The organism is Rhodobacter ferrooxidans (genome assembly GCF_000176015.1).
In the GTDB taxonomy this organism is placed as follows: Bacteria; Pseudomonadota; Alphaproteobacteria; order Rhodobacterales; family Rhodobacteraceae; genus Pseudorhodobacter_B; species Pseudorhodobacter_B ferrooxidans.
Genome location: NZ_ACYY01000004.1, coordinates 70,431 through 85,679, shown reverse-complemented (window position 1 = coordinate 85,679; position 15,249 = coordinate 70,431). Strand labels below are relative to the sequence as shown.

Sequence of the window (15,249 nt, the reverse complement as noted above, 5' to 3'; positions counted from 1 at the left end):
GCACATGTCAGGGAAAATGGCGGTCCGTTGACATGACGCGGCGGAATTCTCTCTGACCTGACCTCGCGGCGCGCGCCCTCGCTCTCCGGCAGACCGGCTGCAAGATTGCTTCACGAAATCGTCGGTGGAACGCCATCACGGCGCAAACAAGCCACCTGCCGCCGCCACCGATGGGCCCGACATCGAACGGCTCTCCGGGAGTGATGGGGTCGATCCAGCTGTCGCGCGGCAGGAAGGTCTTCAAGTCACCTTGAACCCACTGAACCTGGGTGCGCCCGCCGCGCTTGACCTGAATTTCGATCCAGTCGATGACGGCTCGAAAGCCAAGATCGTCAAGGTTGATCGGCCGCCAGAGCACCGACCTGCCTTCGAACCTCGGCTGCCTGTGCCGACATGCCTTCTCGACGAAGCCGACCCAGGTCAACCCCGCCCGAGATGCCCCAGAACAATCTCCAGATGCCCTTGCAGATCGGCGCGGCGCAGGGTCAGGCGTCCGGACTGCACGCCCATTTCGCGACCGTTCAGCGTGGCACGCCGCACGCCGGTGCCGCTGTGGTCGGGGTTCAGGATGGTGATGGTCACCGCGATCCCGGGTTGCGCCAGCCGCAGGGTCAGCGACGGCCAGGCCTTGGGAATACAGGGATCGAAGGTCAGCACGTCGCCCTGCGCGGTCAGCCCCGCCACTCCCTCGATCCCGGCCCGATACATCCAGGCGGCAGAGCCGGTATACCAGCTCCAGCCGCCGCGACCCTCGTGCGGGGCGGTGGAATAGACATCGGCGGCAATGACATAGGGCTCCAGCTTGTAGCGGTGAGCGGCGGCGGGGGTCAGGGCGTGGTTGATCGGGTTCAGCAGCGCGAACAGCCCCTGCGCCGCGTCACCATGGCCCAGCCGCGCCTGCGCCAGAATCGCCCACATCGCGGCGTGCGAATACTGCCCGCCGTTCTCGCGCAGGCCGGGCGGGTAGCCCTTGATATAGCCGGGGTCTTGCAGGCTGCGCTCGAACGGCGGGGTGAACAGCAGGGCCAGGCCGGGCGCGGGGCGGATCAGCTGCTGGTTGACCGAGGCCATGGCGGTGGCGGCACGGGCAGGGTCGGCGGCACCCGACAGCACTGCCCAGCTTTGGGCAATCTGATCAATGCGACATTCCTCGGAACTGGCCGAGCCCAGCAGCGTGCCGTCGTCATAGGTGCCGCGGCGATACCATTCGCCATCCCAGCCGTCGCGCTCGATCGCCGCAGCCACGGCATCCGCATGCGCCAGCCACGCCACCGCCCGCGCCGGATCGCGGCTCTCGGCATGCGGCGCCATCGCCCGCAAGGTGGCGATCAGCAGCCAGCCCAGCCAGACACTGGTGCCGCGGCCACCCGCCCCCACCCGGTTCATCCCGTCATTCCAGTCGCCGGTGCCGATCAGCGGCATGCCGTTGGCGCCGGTCAGGGAAATGGCCTGATCGAGGCCCAGCGCGCAATGCTCGAACAGGCTGGCGGTGGTGTCCGACACCTGCGGCTGAAAGAAATCATCCGCCACGCCGGGCGCCAGCGGCGGGCCGTCCAGGAACGGCAGCACTTCGTCGAACACCGCCCGGTCGCCCGACACCTGCACATATTGCGCCGCCGCATAGGCCAGCCACACCCGGTCATCCGAGATGCGGGTGCGCACCCCCTGCCCCGAATGTGGCAGCCACCAGTGCTGCACGTCGCCCTCGGGGAACTGCCGGGAGGCGGCGCGCAAAAGATACGCCCTTGTGATCTCGGGGCGCAGGCTGGTCAGCGCCATGCCGTCCTGCAACTGGTCGCGGAAACCATAGGCGCCGCTGGCCTGATAGAACCCGGCCCGCGCCCAGATCCGGCAGGCGAGGGTCTGATACAGCAGCCAGCCGTTCAGCATTATGTCCATCGCCCGATCCGGCGAGGTGATCTGCACCGACCCCAACAGCCCGGTCCAATGCGCCGTCACCTGATCCAGCATGGCCTGCGGACCGCGGGCGCGGGTGGCAAGGATCAGGGCGCTGGCCGCTTCCGCCGAACCGGCCTGCCCCAGCAGGAAAGTCAGGTCCACCGCCTCGCCGGGTTGCAGGGTGATGCGGCGTTGCAGGGCGGCACAGGCGTCCAGCGCCGGGCCGCAACGCCCGTTCAAAGGCCCCGCATGCAGCGCCACAGGGTCGGCCATGCCGCCGCGCCCCAGAAACCCGGCGCGGTCGCAGGTCAGGCTGGTCTGGCCACCGAAGTCGGCAAAGGCCACCCGCCCGGCAAAGGCATCGCTGCGCGGGTTCTGCGCCAGCACAGCACCAGTGGCCGCATCGACGCTGGTGATCAGATGCCCCATGGTGGCGCTGCGCGATGGCCCCAGAACCAAAGTGGCGTAGCCGGTCACCGCCAGATGCCGCAGCCGGTTCGAGCCATTGCGCAGCCGCAACCGGCTGACCTTGACCGCCGCATCCATGGGCACGAACTGCAAAAGCTCCGCGTCGATACCCTGCCCCGCGTGTTGGAACACCGAATAGCCAAAGCCATGCCGGGCGGTATAACGGCCCGGGCCGCGGATCGGCAGCGCGGTTGGGGTCCAGACCTGCCCCGTTTCCAGATCGTGCAGATAGAACGCCTCGCCCGAAGGATCACTGACCGGGTCGTTCGACCACGGCGTCACCTGGTTCTCGCGGCTGTTTTCCGCCCAGGTAAACCCGCTGCCCTCGGCCGAAACCTGAAAGCCGAAGGTCGGATTGGCGATCACGTTGATCCAGGGCGCGGGGGTGGTGGCGCCGCCGTCAAGCACGGTAACGTATTCGCGGCCCTGATCGGCAAAACCACCGATGCCGTTGAAAAACTCCAGCGCCGGCATGGGCTGCGGCGCATCGGGGCGCAGTGCCACCAGATGCGCGGGCGGTGCGGCGACCAGGGTCTCGGGCAGCCGGTCCAGATGCTCGGCAATGCCGCCACGGCTGGCCAGCAGCACCACATCGGCGGCGGCGAACAGCAGCGCGCGGGCCTCGGGCGGCGCCAGATCGGCGCGCACCAGATGCACCGCCCCTTGCACCCCGTGGCCCTCGATCTTCGGGCGCGCCTGCACCGAACGCACGGCGGTTTCGATGGCGATCTGCAAATCCTGCACATAAGACGAGGAATGGTCGTTCAGGATCACCAGATCGACCGCCAGTTGCCGCATCCGCCAGTAATCCTGCGCGGCCAAAGCCTCGTGCAGCCGCGACAGGTCTTCGGTATCACCGATCACCAGCAGCAGGATCGGCAGATCGCCCGAGATCCCCATGCCCCAAAGCCGCGATTGCGCCGCCGCCCCGGCCAGGATTTTCGCAGCCGACGCCCGCAGCCGCGCGTCATGGCGGATCAGCATGCCGCCCAGCCGCTGGAAATCCACCGCCGATGCTTCGGTCACGCCATGATGGCGCAACTGCACCTGGCTTTGGGTCCACGAAAGCGTCACCGCCCGGCCAAAGGCCGAAGGCTCGCGGTGGCGGTCCACCAGCGCCAGCAGCGCCTCGGGGGTATCAGCGAGCATGGTCCAGAACGTCACCCGCGCCCGCCCGCCCGGCGGCACCAGAACCCGGCGGCGCAGGCTGAACACCGGGTCCAGCACCGTGCCGATGCTGCCGGTCAACGGCTGTGCGGCCAGCGCCGCCGTCGCCATGTTCTGGCCGCGACCGATAAAGGCGGCGCGGTCGGTCTCGTATTGCAGCGGGGCAGTTTCCTCGCCCTCGACCACGGCGATGTGGGCCGCCCAAACCTCGGGGTCGGCAGGGTCGCGACGGCGGCGGCTGGCGATCAGCACGCCCAGTTCCGGCAGGAAATCGGTCACCACGAACAGCTTGGAAAACGCCGGATGCGCGAGGTCGGCGGCAGCCCTGGCCAGCACCAGTTCGGCGTAAGAGGTCACCTCGATCTCACGGCCCCGCCGTCCGGTGTTGGTCAGCGTCACCCGCCGCGCCTCGGCATCATCCTCGCCCGAGACCACGACCTCGGTGCGGGTGGTCAGCCCCGGCCCGTGATGGGTGAAGGCGGCGTGATGCTCGGCGAAATTGGCCGCATGGTGGGCGGCGTCCTGCCCGGTGGGCTGCAAGGCCGCCGACCACAGCGCGCCGCTGCGGGTATCGCGCAGGAACACGAAACCGCCATGGCCACCCTCGGGCCGCCAGCGGCTGATGGCCATGTCACGCCAGCGGCTGAAACCCTCGCCGGTCGGTGTCAGCATCACGCCATAGCTGCCGTTCGACAAAAGATGCGCCGTCGGCACCGCCGCTGCCGGGTTGTCGAAATGCCGCGCCCGGGCCTGCGGCACCTGGGCTGCTGGCGAGACCTGCACATCGGTGGCGCGCGGCGCTGCGGCATTGGCATCGCGCGGCACCCGTTCCTGCAACAAAAGCTCGACCGCCTGGATCATCGGCTCGGCATGAAACCGCGCCCTGAGCCGCCCGTTTTGCACCACATTGGCCAGCGCGGTGATGGTCATGCCCTGATGATGCGCCATGAAGCTGCGCACGATGGCCATCTGCCCATCGGCAGGCAGCCGCGAAGCGGTGAAATCCAGCGCCTCGTAAAAGCCGTGCGGGCCGGTGGCACCCATCGCTGCCAGCCGGGCAAAGTTCTGCAACGCCGCCCTTGGGTCCACCATCGCCGCCAGCGCCGTGGCATAGGGGGCGATCACCCGGTTCTCGGCCAGCCCGCGTTTCAGCCCCAGCCCCGGCACGCCAAAGTTGGAATACTGGTAGGTCATCTCCAGATCGCGGGCGTTGAAGGCGGATTCCGAGATGCCCCAGGGCAGGCCGATGCCATCAGCGTAAGCGCGCTGGCGCTGCACCACCCGGCGGTTGGTCTCGTTCAGCACCGACCCCACCGGGGCGCGCATCACCAGCGCCGGCATCAGATATTCGAACATGCTGCCCGACCACGAGATCAGCGCCGACCCGGCACCGATGGGCGTGGCGGCACGGCCAAGGCGGAACCAGTGCCGGGTCGGCACATCGCCCTTGGCAATGGCAAACAGGCTGGCAAGCCGGGCCTCCGAGGCCAGCAGGTCATAGCAATTGGTGTCCAGCGCGTTGGTGGACACGTCAAAGCCGATCGACAGCAGTTCCTTTTCCGGGTGCAGAAGAAAGCCGAAATCCATCGCCATGGCAAAGCTGCGGGCCATCTGCGCCACGCCGCGCAGCCGGTCGGGCGCCACTTGGCCTTGGTCACCGGCAAGGCTGGCGGCCATTGCCCGGGTCCAGAACAGCGCCTCGGGGTTGGCGCCCTGCGCCTCGGCCAGCACCACCGCCTCGGTGGCAAGGGTCAGGTTCAGCGGGTCGGCCGCCAGCCGCGCCAGCGCCTCGGCCAGCGGTGGGCAGGGGTCGCAAGCCTGCGCCAGCAGCAGCACATCCCGCGCCCCGGCCATCGGATCGACCGGCTGCATCGCCTCGACCGCCTGCGCCACCGCGATCAGATGGCCGGCCAGATTGCCGCTATCGACCGAGGAAACATAAGCCGGCGCAAGCACTTGCAGATCGCGGGTGTCGTGCCAGTTGAACAGGTGACCGCGATGCCGCGGCATGCGGTGCAGGGTCTGCAAGGTCTGTTCCAGTCGGGTCACCGCCTCGGCGGCACCGATCCAGCCCATGTCCTGCGCCACCGTCACCGACAACAGATAAAGCCCGATATTGGTGGGCGAGGTGCGATGCGCCACCGCGGGGCGCGGGGTTTCCTGAAAGTTGTCGGGCGGAAGGAAACTGTCGGCCTCGGTCACGAAGGTCTCGAAATAGCGCCAGGTGCGGCGGGCGATCAGCCGCAGGGCTTGCGCTTCGGCGGGCGACAACGGGGCTGCGGCCCGCGGCGCGCGCGGCAGGCTGATGCGGCGGGCCACCTCGGGGGCGGCCAGCCACAGCAGCGCGAACGGCAGCACCACCGGCAGGCTGGCCGGGTTCACCGCCAGCGCCAACCCGCAGCATCCCAGACCCAGCACCACCCCGCCCGCCCGCGCCCGGTATTGCGCGGCAAACCCCGGCACCGCCCCGCCGCCGGACTGCGCCGCCGTCATCCACTCCAGCAGATGCCGCCGAGTCAGACCCAGCCGGATCAGGCTGCGCCCCACCGCATCCAGCCGCAACCAGGCGGTATCGGCCAGCAACACCAGCGACAGCCCGATCTGCGCCAGCGCCGCCTTGGTATCGCCCCACAACGCCACCAGATGACTGCGCGAGGTGATGCCCGCCCGCCCCGGCAAAATGGCAAAGGGCAGCGCCAGCAGATGCGGCAAGGCCAGCATCGCCAGCACCGCCAGCGTCCAGGCCCCCGCCTGCGGCAACAGCCACCCGGCCAGCAGGCTGGCTAAGGTCAGCGGCGCCAGCAGCGACCGGCGCAGATTGTCCACCATCTTCCAGCGCCCGACCGCAGGCAGGCCCCCCACCGTCCGCCGCCTGCCCGTCAACCACGGCAGCAACTGCCAGTCGCCGCGCACCCAGCGGTGCTGGCGGCGGGCATCGACATCCTGCCGCGCCGGGAAATCCTCGACCACCTGAATGTCGGACGCGAGGCCCGCCCGCGCGAACACGCCTTCGAACAGATCATGGCTGAGCAGCGCATTTTCCGGCACCCGCCCGGCCAGCGCCGCCCGGAAGGCATCGACATCATAAATGCCCTTGCCGGTGAACGACCCCTCGTCGAACAGGTCCTGATAGACATCCGAGGTGGCCGCCGCATAGGGCTCGATCCCCCCGGGGCTGGAGAATACCTTCTGGTAGATCGAGCCGTCCTGCCCCAGCGGCAGCGACGGCGTGACCCGTGGCTGCAGGATGCCATAGCCCGAAACCACCCGCTGCAAGCCGGGGTCCAGCCGGGCGCGGTTCAACGGATGCGCCAGCTTGCCGACCATCCGCCGCACGGTGTCGCGCATCAGCCTTGTGTCGGCGTCCAGCGTGATGACAAAGCGGATGTCCTGCGGCAGCGGCGGGCCCAGGGCAAAACTGGTGTCGGTGGCCCCGCGCAACAGCCGGTTGAGTTCCACCAGCTTGCCGCGCTTGCGCTCCCACCCCATCCAGACGCCCTCGGCGGGGTTCCACAGCCGGTGGCGGTGCAACAGGTAAAAGCGGTTGCCGCCTTCGCCGGGGTGGCGGGCGTTCAGCGCGGCGATGCCTTCGGTGGCAAGCGCAAACAGCGCGGCATCCTGCGGCGTGGTCTCAAGGGCGGCATCGGGGCCATCCGACAGCAGCGCATAATGCACCGCCCCGCCGATCGAGGACAGGAAATGCACCTCCAGCCGCTCGATCTGCTGGGCCAGATCGGCGGCGTCGGACAGCAAGACAGGCACCGCCACCAGCACCCGCAGATCGGGCGGGATGCCATGTTCCAGTGCCATGCCGGGCAACAGCCGCGGCCCGAGGCTGCGGGTGACCGCCAGATTGACCAGCGCCGTTCCGGCCTCAACCGCCACGGCAAGCCCGGTCAGCGCCAGGGCCACCAGACTCCAGCCCCCGGCCCCGCTGGCCGCCAAAGCCAAGGCCAGCACCGCGGCCGAGGCCAGGCCAAGCGCGCCCAGATATCCCGGCAGGCCCTGCCCGCGCACCCGCCGCCGCAACCGCAGCCGCCACGGCGGGCGAAACCCCAGCGCGGTTTCCAGCAGCCGTTTTTGCTGCCCGATCAAGGCCTTGCCCGGATTACCGGTGGCCAGCGCCGCCTCGGTCACCGCGGTCTCGCTGTAATCCGAGCCGCGCGCCAAAGTCTCGATCGCGGTGCGATACTGGTTGCGGGTGGCGAAATCCATCGCGGCGAAATCGCTGCCCTGGCGCAGTTGCACATCAATCAGACTGACCGCCTCGAAGAACTCGGCCCAGTCCAGTTCGGAAAGCAGCCGCATCGAGGTGACCAGATTGCGCATCGTCACGTTGGCAGCGCCCTGCCGCTGCTGCGCCCCCGTCACCACCGCGTCGATCGAAGCGCCCTGCCCGGCCAGCCGCCCCTCCAGCCAGCCCAGCAGCGGCGTGTCGCTGGGGTCGGCGCCGCGCAGCCGCTTGGCGATCTGGGCAAGGAAGATGTCGGGGCCATCCTCACCGCCCTGTGCCGCCAGCCCGCGGTCCACCGCCGCCATCGCACCACGCGCCCCCGCCAGCACCTTGTCCACCAGCGCATCGGCCTGCGACCGCACCACCCCCGCCTCGACGATCTGCACCGACAGCCGCCGCATGTTCTCGATCATCACGATGCGCAGGGTGATGGCGACGGCCCAAAGCTCACCGATCGTCAGCGGCTGCACGGTCTGATAGGCCTGCACGAAACGGGTCAGCGCCGGGGCGGCAAACAGGCTGTCGGTATGGGCGACATAGGCCCAGGCCAGTTCCAGCACCCGCGGATAACCGGCGAACGGCCCCGCCGCCAGCTTGGGCAACTGCCGGTAATAGCCGGGCGGCAGGTCGGCGCGGATCTGGCGCACCTGCGCCTCGACGGTGTGGAAATTGTCCAGCAGCCATTCCGCCGCCGGGGTGATCGGCTGACCCGCCTGCAAGGCCGCGGCATTGCTGCGATAGGCGGCCAGCAGGGTGTCGGCATTATCCTTCAGCCGCGCCGAAAGCCGCCGCACCGAGACTGGCCGGCCACTGGCCAGCTTTTGCACCGCCGCCAGCGACAGCGCATGATGCTCCAGCCGTTCGGTGCCGAACAGGTCGGCGCGGATGGCGCGCCGGTCTTGCCAGAAGTCAGGGCTGGCCCGGCGCGGGTGCCAGCCAAAGCGCAATGTCACGGCATCGGCCCGTCCAACGGCGGGGTGGCGGCTTTGGCATCCGTCGCCCGGCCGGGATCAAGAAATGCCACCACCGGCGCGCTGTCGGCCACGGCACAAGGCCAGTCGGCCCGCACGCGGCGGGTCATCGCCATCCAGCCTGCTTCAATTTCTTCCCAGCGCATCTGCATCTCCTTTCGGTCCTGTCGTTGCGGTCATCGCGCGGCGTTGGCCTTGCCGAAGCAACGGCCCATCCGCCCTTCGGTTCCCGGCGGTGCCGCATGGCCGTTGCGGTGTTGCTTCACCTCGCGCTGCCGTGCCTGTGCCGCCGCCAGCAGCCCGTCATAACTGCCGCAGTCATAGCGCTGGCCCGAGAACCGGAAGGCGGTCAGCGGCAGGCGGCAGGCGTCCTGCGCGATGGCGTCGGTCAACTGGATCTCGGCGCCCACGCCGCGCCCGGTGGCCTCCAGCGTCGAAAAGATCGACGGATCAAGGATATAGCGCCCCACCGCCGCAAGCAGCGACGGCTCGGTGCCGGGCTTTGGCTTTTCCACCATGCCGGACACCGCGATGCTGCGCCCGCCCGTGGCCCCCAGCAGCCGGAACATGCCATAGCTGCGCGCCTCGGCCGCCGTCACGGTCATCGCCGCCACCATGTGACCGCCGCGATAGGCCTCGGCCATTTCCGCAATGCAGGGCGCGCCCAGGATCACGTCATCGGGCAGGATCACCCCGACCGGCCCCGGCAACACCAGCCCGGCGCCGCAGGAAATCGCATGGCCAAGCCCCGCCGGATGGTTCTGGAAGGCGAACACCAGTTCCAGCGTGTCCGGCACCTGCACGGCGGCCAGCCGGGCGCCAAGCTCGGCCTTGCCCCCGGCATTCAGGCTGCGCAGCAAGGCGTCGGCGGGTCGCAGATAGTCACGGATCGCCAGCTTGTCGGGGTGGATCACCACCACCACCCGCTCGACCCCCGCCGCGATCGCCTCGTCGATGGCAAATTGCAGCACCGGGCGGTCATAGATGTTCAACAGCTCTTTCGGCACCGATTTGGTGGCGGGCAGCAGCCGCGTTCCCAGGCCCGCCGCCGGGATGAGGATGGATCGAATATGCATGGCAGCAGTCTCCTGTCTGTAAATCTGCGCAGACCGACGCGCGGTGCCGCAGCCAGATCACCCAACATCCGCGATGCGGATCCAGATGCAGCATTGGCTTTTCGGATGGGGTCACAGCCTTGCGGGGTGGAATCGGGGGCAGCACCGCAGCTTTTTGAAATTACGCTTTTCGATATTGGCTGGCCTTAACGTAGGTCAGCGAGCAATGCCCAAAGCCGTTGCCGGACGCGGGTCCAGCAAACGGTGGCATCTGCCACGCCTTCTATCACCAGCAGCAGATCGCCATGCGCCTTGGCACCTTTGGCCTGGCGCGCCGAATGTGGCCCAGATGAAGCCCACGGTGGGATCGTTGCTCGGCTCGACGCACGAAGCAAATGAAAATCATAATGTTTCGGAGTGTTTAGTGGTGCCCAGAGACGGAATTGAACCGCCGACACGCGGATTTTCAATCCGCTGCTCTACCAACTGAGCTATCTGGGCACGCTGTCGAACGGCAGGCCGTTCGGGTGGAGCGGTATTATGCGAGGGCGGCGGGGCTGTCCAGTGGATTTTGGCGAAATTTTCCGGTGCCGGGGCTTTTGACCAAAGCTAGTGCAGCGGCGTATCGGGGTTGGAATCGGAGGATTGGTCATCGTCCTCCGCAGCCTCGGCGGGGATGACGTAGCTGCCTGCCAGCCAGCGCCCCAGATCGACATCGGCGCAGCGGCGCGAGCAGAACGGGCGGTATTTCGGGTCGGTAGGCTTGGCGCAGATCGGGCAGGTCATCGCACCGCCTCGGCCAGCGGCACCCGGTCGCGCTTGCGCACCAGCTCGTAAAGCCCCAGCGGCGTCCAGCCCGCCAGACTGGTTTCCGCCGCCTCGCCCTTGAAGGCGGCGCGCAGCACCTGGTCCAGCACGGCACGGTCTTTCTTCGACATCGGCGCGAAATCCACCACCACCTGACCGCCAAGCCCGCGCAGCCGCAACTGTCGCGGCAGGTCACGCGCGGCGGCGATATTGGCCTTCAGGGAGGCTGCGGGCGAGGTGTCGGGGCCGGTGTTCACATCGACCGCCAGCAGGGCGCGGGTCGGCTCCAGCATCATGTGGCCACCGCCGGGCAGCGCCACTTGCGGCACCAGCAATGCATCGACCATCTCGGCCACACCATGCGCGGCAAAGGCACCCGGCGCGTCGGCCACCTCGTCGGGCGCGGGGTCGGACCAGTCGCGCCAGGCGATTTCCTGCGCCAGCGGGCCTTCGACCAGCAGTTCCGGCCCGCCCTCCAGATCGGCCAGCACCGCCTGCGCCAGATCGCGCATCGCGGTGATGTCGTCCGCGATCTCGTCGGCCTCGGCCCCGTCGCAGGCCGACCGCAGGATCAGCCCCAGCGTCGGGTCCGCGCCCTGCATCGCGGCTTCGGCCAGTTCGGCCAGCCCGGCGCGGGTGTCTTCATCATGGATACGGCGCGAGATGTTGCGGCCCGACGCGCCCGGCGTCACGATCGCCAGACGGCTTTTGAACAACAGCCGCGTGGTGACGGGAAGCGCCTTGCCGGGTTCGGTGGTGCCCGAGACCTGCACCAGCACCCGCTGGCCGGGGGCAAGGCCGGAAACCTGCCGCAGAAAGCCGCTGAGACCGCCGGGAAGCTTCACGAACACCCCGCCCTGGCCCTTGATCGGGCGGTCCACCACGGCGCGGAAGATTGCACCGGGCAGCGGTTCATCCTCCGCCGGGTCGATCAGGAAATCCTGCAACTGGCCATCGACGATCAGCGCCGCCGCCGGGCGCCCGTTCATCAGATCCAGCGCCACAACACGGCCTTTCATGCGTCTCTCCGATACAATGGGTAGCCCGCGGTCACCAGCATCGCCGCGGTTTCGGCCACCGGCAGGCCCATGACGGCGCTGAACGAGCCGGAAATCCACGGGATGAAGGCGCCGGCCAGCCCCTGAATACCATAGCCGCCGGCCTTGCCCTGCCATTCGCCGCTGTCGAGATAGGCGTTCAACTCGGCATCCGACAGCCGCTTCATCCGCACCACCGACACCACGTCGCGGCACCACAGCTTGTCGCCGCGCCGCAACGCCAGCGCGGTGATCACCTGATGCCGCCGTCCGCCAAGCGCCAGCAGAAACGCCGCCGCCTCGCCCGCGTCGGCAGGCTTGCCGAGGATACGCCGCCCCAAAGCCACGGTGGTATCGGCACAGAGCACGATGTCATCGGCGTCAGCCTGCACCGCCAGCGCCTTTTCCCGCGCCACGCGCAGCGCATAGGGCCGCGGCAGTTCGGCGCGATGCGGGTCTTCGTTGATGTCGGGATGCACGATGGCGTCAGGCGTGACACCAAGCTGGGCCAGCAACTCGCGGCGGCGCGGACTGGCAGAGCCGAGGATCAGCCGCACTTACTTGAAGCGATAGTTGATGCGGCCCTTGGACAGATCGTAGGGGGTCATCTCGACCTGAACCTTGTCGCCCGCCAGCACCCGGATCCGGTTCTTGCGCATCTTGCCCGCCATCACGGCGATCAACTCATGGCCATTGTCGAGCTCGACCTTGAATGTCGCGTTGGGCAGCAGTTCCTTCACGACACCGGGGAATTCGAGCAGTTCTTCTTTGGCCATGGTCACTCCAATAGGGAATCGCCCGCTGGTCGCAGGCATCGGCGGTTCATTGCGCCGGGTTTGGCTGTTTTTCAAGGGGAAAATGCCAGAACCACCCGCCAGAGGCCGCAAATCAGCCGCCTGCGCCTAGTAGCTGGCCTCTACCCGGAAGCCTTCGGGGATGCCGTCGCGCCCCTCCAGCAGCAGATCGGCCATCACCTCGGCCACCTTGGGTGCCATGCCGAAACCGATCTTGAAGCCACCGTTGGCCACATATTGCCCCGGCCGCCCCGGCCATTCCCCCAGCATCGGCGCGCGCGAATGGGCGCGTGGCCGCAAGCCCGCCCAGCGCGTCAGCACCGGTGCGTCGGCCAGTTGCGGGCAGGCCGCGATCGCCCGGGCCAGCAGCGCCTCAAGCTGCGCATCGGTGCTGACCGGGTCATCCCAAACCCTTTCGCTGGTCGAGCCGATCGCCACGGTGCCATCCTCGTGCGGCACGATATGCAAGCCGTCGATGAAGATCTGCGGGCAATTGCGCGCGTCATGGGCGAGGGCCAGCGACTGCCCCTTCACCGCCCCACCCACCGCGCGCCCCAGGTCTGCCGACAACTCGGCCAGCCCGGCAAAACCGGTGGCCCAGATCACCGCCCCCCGCGCCTCGCCCTCGCCGATGATCACCTCGCCGCCCTTGGCCTTGATCGCCGCCAGCAGCGCCGCCCCGGCCCGCCGTGGCGCCATCCGCGCGGTCAGCGTATCCTCGACCAGCCAGCCCGAGGCACTGGGCGGCTGCCAGTCCGACCCGCCCGCTTCGATCACCCGCCAGGTGGCGCGGCCCTGCCACAGCTCTGCCGCCGTCTCCGCCCGCCGCTGCGCCAGCGCCACCGCCTGCGCATCGGCCAGCGGCTGCAACCGCCCCAGCCGCGCATAGCCGCTGCCCACGCCGGATTGCGCCGTCACCTCGGCCCACCAGCTTTCCGCCATCAGCAGGCTGTCCAGCTGGAACGCCTTCTTGTCGTTCCACGCCTCGGGCACATGCGGCGACAGCGCCCCCACCAGCCCGCCGCTGGAGCCTGCACCGATCCCCACTGTCTCGATCAGCCGCACCCGGGCGCCGCGCTTCAGGCAGGCCCAGGCACAGGCCAGCCCGAAGATGCCGCCGCCCATCACCGTCACATCCGGTGCCGCCTTGCGCTTGCCCATGTCATCCCTCCGAATCGCACTGAACCATCGTTTGCGGGCGGATACGGCGTTGCCATTCCCCCCCGGCTTGGCCAATCTGCGCCCATGCATCAAGGCCTAAGCCATATCCCCCCGGCAGACCAGTGCGGCACATTGGACTGGCGTGACGACGGCGTGCCGGTCTCGACCCGGTTCGATGATCCGTATTTCTCGCGCAATGACGGGCTGGCCGAAACCCGGCATGTGTTTCTGGCCGGCAACGGCCTGCCTGCGCGGCTGCGTGATGGCTTTCACATCGCAGAACTGGGCTTTGGCACCGGGCTGAACCTGCTGGCAACGCTGCTGGCGTGGCAGGCCAGCGGTCAGCCCGGCACCCTGCGCTATACCTCGTTCGAGGCCTACCCGCTGGCCGCCCCCGATATCGCCCGCGCGCTGGCGCATTTCCCGAAGGCCGAGGCCGTCGCCGCACCCTTTCTTGCCCAATGGGGCGCGGGGCAGACTCTGTTGGCGCTGGACGGCATCGAGGCCGAGATCATTCTGGGCGACGCCCGCGAGACCCTGCCCACCTGGCAAGGCCGCGCCGATGCCTGGTATCTGGACGGCTTTTCCCCCGCCAAAAACCCCGAGCTGTGGTCCGACACCCTACTGGCTGAGGTCGCCCGCCACACCGCCCCCGGTGGCAGCTTCGCCACCTACACCGCCGCAGGCCATGTGCGCCGCGCCCTGCAATCGGCGGGCTTTGCCGTGCAACGCATCCCCGGCCACGGCGCCAAACGCCACATGTCGGTCGGAGTGCGCAGCGCATGACCGGCCAGAACACCCGCCTCGGCATCGGGCTGATGGTGCTGACCTCGGCCATCTTCGCGGTGCAGGACGGCGTGTCGCGGCATCTGGCGGGCGAATACAACGTCTATATGGTGGTGATGATCCGCTTCTGGTTCTTTGCCGCCTTCGTGATGCTGCTGGCCGCCCGTGCGCCGGGTGGCCTGCGCCGCGCCATCCGCTCGCATTACCCGCTGCTGCAAAGCTTGCGCGGGCTGCTGCTGGTGGTCGAGGTCTGCGTCATGGTGCTGGGTTTCGTGCATCTGGGGCTGGTGCCCAGCCACGCGGTCTTCACCTGTTACCCCTTGCTGGTCGCCGCCCTGTCCGGCCCGGTGCTGGGCGAAAAGGTCGGCTGGCGGCGCTGGACGGCGATCGGCGTCGGCTTCCTCGGCGTGCTGATCATCCTGCAACCGGGCTATGCGGTATTCTCGCCCTGGGCCTTGATGCCCTTGCTGGCGGCGTTGCTGTTCGCGCTTTACGGCCTTCTCACCCGCTATGTGGCGCGGGGCGACGCGGCCTCGGTCAGTTTTTTCTGGACCGGCATGGTCGGCGCGCTTGCGATGACCTGCGTCGGCGTCTGGTTCTGGGAACCGATGACCGGCGCCGACTGGGGCTGGATGGCGGCGTTGTGCTGCCTGGCCGCTGCCGGCCACTGGTGCCTGATCAAGGCGCTGGAGGTGGCAGAAGCCTCGGCCATCCAGCCCTTTGCCTATCTGCAACTGGTGTTCGTCGCGATCCTCGGCATCAGCCTGTTCGACGAGACGCTGGCCCCCAACATGGTGATCGGTGCCGCCGTGGTGGTCGCGGCCAGCCTGTTCACCCTGTGGCGCCAACGCGTTGCCGCGGCGACCTGAG

The 15,249-nt window shown here is 68.5% G+C and carries 11 protein-coding genes and 1 tRNA gene; 2 read left to right on the top strand and 10 right to left on the bottom strand.

Translation table 11 applies throughout. The features are described 5' to 3' along the window. Nucleotides 1–7 precede the first annotated feature (7 nt). The 10 genes from RSW2DRAFT_RS17820 to RSW2DRAFT_RS04305 form a co-directional block, all read right to left on the bottom strand. Complete coding sequence (locus RSW2DRAFT_RS17820) at nt 8–424, bottom strand: hypothetical protein (protein WP_040671588.1); 417 nt, start codon at nt 422–424, stop codon at nt 8–10. Continuing rightward, entirely contained in the window at nt 421–8,721 is an 8,301-nt protein-coding gene (locus tag RSW2DRAFT_RS04340; RefSeq protein ID WP_008028426.1) for a GH36-type glycosyl hydrolase domain-containing protein, read from the bottom strand. The genes RSW2DRAFT_RS17820 and RSW2DRAFT_RS04340 overlap by 4 nt, the downstream gene beginning before the upstream one ends. Then, entirely contained in the window at nt 8,718–8,885 is a 168-nt protein-coding gene (locus tag RSW2DRAFT_RS17815) for a hypothetical protein (RefSeq protein ID WP_008028424.1), read from the bottom strand. The genes RSW2DRAFT_RS04340 and RSW2DRAFT_RS17815 overlap by 4 nt, the downstream gene beginning before the upstream one ends. A gap of 30 nt (nt 8,886–8,915) precedes the next feature. Beyond that, nucleotides 8,916–9,815: a UTP--glucose-1-phosphate uridylyltransferase gene (locus tag RSW2DRAFT_RS04335; RefSeq protein ID WP_008028422.1), complete on the bottom strand. Its 900-nt coding sequence runs from the start codon at nt 9,813–9,815 to the stop codon at nt 8,916–8,918. A 404-nt stretch (nt 9,816–10,219) separates the two neighbouring features. Further along, nucleotides 10,220–10,295 (bottom strand) — tRNA-Phe (locus tag RSW2DRAFT_RS04330). 108 nt (nt 10,296–10,403) lie between these two features. Beyond that, entirely contained in the window at nt 10,404–10,580 is a 177-nt protein-coding gene (locus RSW2DRAFT_RS04325) for a DNA gyrase inhibitor YacG (RefSeq protein ID WP_008028420.1), read from the bottom strand. After that, a complete protein-coding gene (locus RSW2DRAFT_RS04320) occupies nt 10,577–11,620 on the bottom strand; it encodes a ribonuclease E/G (RefSeq protein WP_008028418.1) in 1,044 nt (347 codons plus the stop codon). The genes RSW2DRAFT_RS04325 and RSW2DRAFT_RS04320 overlap by 4 nt, the downstream gene beginning before the upstream one ends. Continuing rightward, entirely contained in the window at nt 11,617–12,195 is a 579-nt protein-coding gene (locus RSW2DRAFT_RS04315; protein WP_008028416.1) for a Maf family protein, read from the bottom strand. The genes RSW2DRAFT_RS04320 and RSW2DRAFT_RS04315 overlap by 4 nt, the downstream gene beginning before the upstream one ends. Continuing rightward, a complete protein-coding gene (gene infA / locus RSW2DRAFT_RS04310) occupies nt 12,196–12,414 on the bottom strand; it encodes a translation initiation factor IF-1 (protein WP_008028414.1) in 219 nt (72 codons plus the stop codon). It abuts the gene before it with no gap. A 126-nt stretch (nt 12,415–12,540) separates the two neighbouring features. Then, a complete protein-coding gene (locus RSW2DRAFT_RS04305; RefSeq protein ID WP_008028413.1) occupies nt 12,541–13,593 on the bottom strand; it encodes an NAD(P)/FAD-dependent oxidoreductase in 1,053 nt (350 codons plus the stop codon). A gap of 84 nt (nt 13,594–13,677) precedes the next feature. On the opposite strand from RSW2DRAFT_RS04305, the gene mnmD reads away from it, so the two are divergent. Further along, nucleotides 13,678–14,379 carry a tRNA (5-methylaminomethyl-2-thiouridine)(34)-methyltransferase MnmD gene (mnmD, locus tag RSW2DRAFT_RS04300; protein WP_008028411.1) on the top strand — a complete coding sequence of 234 codons (702 nt, stop codon included), beginning with the start codon at nt 13,678–13,680 and terminating at the stop codon, nt 14,377–14,379. Next, nucleotides 14,376–15,248, top strand: coding sequence for a DMT family transporter (locus RSW2DRAFT_RS04295; protein ID WP_008028410.1), 873 nt, complete (start codon nt 14,376–14,378; stop codon nt 15,246–15,248). The genes mnmD and RSW2DRAFT_RS04295 overlap by 4 nt, the downstream gene beginning before the upstream one ends. Nucleotide 15,249: the final 1 nt, after the last annotated feature.

Bases quoted from the DNA above. Each gene is read 5' to 3' on its own strand.
- mnmD (WP_008028411.1), top strand. From the start codon at position 13,678: ATGCATCAAGGCCTAAGCCATATCCCCCCGGCAGACCAGTGCGGCACA.
- RSW2DRAFT_RS04325 (WP_008028420.1), bottom strand. From the start codon at position 10,580: ATGACCTGCCCGATCTGCGCCAAGCCTACCGACCCGAAATACCGCCCG.
- RSW2DRAFT_RS04295 (WP_008028410.1), top strand. From the start codon at position 14,376: ATGACCGGCCAGAACACCCGCCTCGGCATCGGGCTGATGGTGCTGACC.
- RSW2DRAFT_RS04305 (WP_008028413.1), bottom strand. From the start codon at position 13,593: ATGGGCAAGCGCAAGGCGGCACCGGATGTGACGGTGATGGGCGGCGGC.
- infA (WP_008028414.1), bottom strand. From the start codon at position 12,414: ATGGCCAAAGAAGAACTGCTCGAATTCCCCGGTGTCGTGAAGGAACTG.
- RSW2DRAFT_RS04320 (WP_008028418.1), bottom strand. From the start codon at position 11,620: ATGAAAGGCCGTGTTGTGGCGCTGGATCTGATGAACGGGCGCCCGGCG.
- RSW2DRAFT_RS17815 (WP_008028424.1), bottom strand. From the start codon at position 8,885: ATGCGCTGGGAAGAAATTGAAGCAGGCTGGATGGCGATGACCCGCCGC.
- RSW2DRAFT_RS04335 (WP_008028422.1), bottom strand. From the start codon at position 9,815: ATGCATATTCGATCCATCCTCATCCCGGCGGCGGGCCTGGGAACGCGG.